Here is a 2,666-nt window from a genome sequence, read left to right on the forward strand (position 1 = left end):
CTTCAGGTAATGAAAGATCCCTGAAAGGATCCCCTCCTTTTACTTCAATCTCCTTAGCACGGACAGTGAAAATAGGATCATTTGGTGGAGCAAAAGGGAGTCTGACAATGACAAGTGCAGTTAAATCCTCTCCAGGAATATCTACACCTTCCCAAAAGCTGCTTGTACCGAGAAGAATCGCCTTATCAAACGCTTGAAAATTCTTCGTTAATTTTGCCCGACTGCCACCACTTATACTCTGGGCAATTAATACAAATTGTTCAAGCTGCGCTGTATTTTTTAAATTCATATATGTTTTTTGTAACATTTCATATGAAGTAAATAGTACAAGCATGCGACCATTCGTTTTATTTGCAATTTGAGTAATTTGAGTAGAAATAGAATCGACAAACTCAGCCTGTGAAACAGCATTGATCAGTGGTACGTCTGTAGGAACCATCAATGCAGCTTGACGCTCAAAATCAAATGGTGATGGAATCGACAATGTGATTGGTTGAAAATCACCCAAGCCTAGTTTTTCAATCATATAGGTAAACGAATCATCAACCGTTAATGTTGCAGAAGTCATAATCACGCTTTTTTTACTTGCAAAAAATTGGTCGGCTAAAAAATCCGAGATATCTGTTGGTTCTGAGAAAAGGGTTGCTGAATTGACAGGTCCTCTTGGGTCAATTTCAATCCAAGTCATTTTATTCCTATTGATTCCAATAATGTTTTCGATAATTGAACACTTTTCCGTTAATAGATCAATACTCAATAGATAATCATTGAATAAACCAAGCTGTAACGGCGTTAGCAGGACCTTATTTTGAATAATGAGTTCCTTTTGATATTGAACTTTATTTACAAGTTCTTTTATTAAAATATTAAGCTTCGTAAGCTGCTCAATCGCTTCCTGCCAGTGTTCACCATATTCATCTTCGGAGTGGAGGATATATTGAATCCGATTTTTTTCGTTTTCTACTGGCTGTTTCATTAAGACATGACTGCGTATCATTCGAAAGAAATCATTCACTGATACTCTAATGTTCTTTATGATTTGATTCACATGTAAGAAGGAATCAACGTCAAAGCCATTTCGTTCCATGAGTTTCGACGATTTAACGAGTAAGTCATTTGTCTCAAGTAGTCCAATTCTCATGAGCACGGAATGAATTGATAAATAATGAATATGAAAGCCAACTTGACGTTTAGCTAAAGCCTCGAAATGATGGGCTTCATCCAGAATTAAATAATCATACGTTGGGAGAATTTCAAATTGTTGGTCTAAATCTTGCAAAAGTAAAGCATGATTTGTAATCACGATATCTGCTTTTTCAGCAGCTTTTCTTGCTTTTTGATAAAAACATCTGGATTCCCAGATTGAGTCTTCAAATCCAGGATTTTCTACTGTGCTTTTTACACGCTCCCATAAAAGCTTGCCACCTGATGGCACATTAATTTCGTCAATGTCCCCTGATACTGTTTCCGTTAACCATACTAAAATTTGCGCCTTTGTTAAAACCTCATCATAATTATCCGTGTTCTCGTAAAGAATTTGTTCAAACTTTCTCAAAGAAAGATAATTCCCTTTGCCTTTTAGGAGCGCAACATCAAAATCAAATGAAAGGATCTCTCTTATTTTTGCAATATCTTTTTCCAACAACTGATGTTGAAGCTGAAGAGTATTCGTGCTTATCATACAGCGTCCCTTCATTTTGGAGATATAAATCGCAGGTAGCAAGTATGCGATTGATTTCCCTATACCAGTACCCGCTTCAATCATCGCATGCTGGTTTGTTTCCATTGCATGGTGTATCGTCTGGATCATTTCAAGTTGACCTTGACGGAATGAAAAGTTTTGTATCGCTGAGTGATAAACTTCCGTATAAGTATAGCTTTTTTGTTTTCGTTTTTCTCTATGCTTGGATCTCTTATGAAGTGCAAGACCACGGTATATATCAAATTTCGTATCCTTATCCACATGATTTGATTTTTCGTCCAATATCTCCCTTAAAATTTCACGAATATCACTTTTAAAATAGGTTGACAGGGAATATAACTTTTGAACCGTGACAAGTGGTAGCCGCTCTATTTTATGTAAAATTTTCAAGAGAATTTCCGCTGTTACTTCTGCATCACTATCTGCTTGATGCGGATTTTCATGGGTTAATGAAAGGGATTCAGCAAGCTGACCCAGCTTATAGCTATCTGCTAAAGGAAGCATTACTCTTGAAAGTTCAACCGTATCGATGGTTAGACAATTAAAATTTTCAAACCCACATTGCGCTAATTCTTCCTGTAAAAACGAGTAATCAAAAGGGACATTATGAGCTACAAAATAGGAATCCTGAAACATTGATATAATTTCAGGCGCGACGATTGAAAAATCAGGAGCGTTCGCAACAACTTCATTTGAAATACCCGTAAATTGCTCAATAAAAATGGGGATGTCTTGATTCGGATTGACAAAGGTCGCAAATCGTTCAATAATTTCTCCATCCTCAATCACGACCGCTGCAAACTGTATGATTTTATCGCCCTTTTTTGGAGAGTTCCCAGTTGTTTCTAGGTCTACTACGACAAAGCGTTTATTCATTGGTGCCACCTCCTAACACAAACGCCCCCATATTGGGGGCGTGTTTTTACAATAGTTTTTTTTCTAGCTGCAGGCGCCATCGGCTCTC

Annotated in this window: 1 protein-coding gene; it reads right to left on the minus strand. The window is 37.2% G+C overall.

The window, feature by feature from the left end:
* A partial coding sequence (gene dinG, locus V7147_RS23770) for an ATP-dependent DNA helicase DinG (RefSeq protein WP_335370269.1) occupies window positions 1-2,578 on the minus strand: 2,578 nt, incomplete at its 3' end.
* Window positions 2,579-2,666: the final 88 nt, after the last annotated feature.

The sequence above is a fragment of the Bacillus sp. JJ1521 genome (assembly GCF_036965165.1).
Taxonomy (GTDB): domain Bacteria; phylum Bacillota; class Bacilli; order Bacillales; family Bacillaceae_L; genus Ferdinandcohnia.